This is a genomic window from Mesorhizobium sp. M00.F.Ca.ET.216.01.1.1, assembly GCF_004010325.2.
Lineage (GTDB): Bacteria > Pseudomonadota > Alphaproteobacteria > Rhizobiales > Rhizobiaceae > Mesorhizobium.
The window spans coordinates 1-314 of sequence record NZ_SADR02000398.1 but is presented as its reverse complement, the minus strand read 5'-3'; the positions used below and the strand labels follow the sequence as shown (position 1 = coordinate 314).

Sequence of the window (314 nt, the reverse complement as noted above, 5' to 3'; positions counted from 1 at the left end):
CGCGCAAAGGCTTGATCTCGATCCGGCTCAGGCGCTTCTGCGCCGCGCGGCTGCGGGTGACCAGGCCGGCCTGCTCCAGCACACCCACGTGCTTGGAAACTGCCCGCACGGTGAGTGCGAAGGGCCGAGCCAGCTCGGCGACGGAAGCCTCCCCGTCGAGCAGACGGGCCAGGATCGCCCGGCGCGTAGGATCGGCAAGTGCGGCAAAAGTCTGATCGAGGGAAGCGGTCATTTGGAACCATTTGGTTCTGGAACTATCTAGTTCTATAACGGCCGCCCGCTGACGTCAACCACCAACGTCCGCTCGCGAGCGC

General features: G+C 65.3%; 1 protein-coding gene. It reads right to left on the bottom strand.

Annotated features, from left to right (window positions below):
- The coding region (locus tag EN859_RS36655; protein WP_135913710.1) for a metalloregulator ArsR/SmtB family transcription factor at positions 1 to 232 on the bottom strand (232 nt) is incomplete at its 3' end.
- Positions 233 to 314 lie beyond the last annotated feature (82 nt).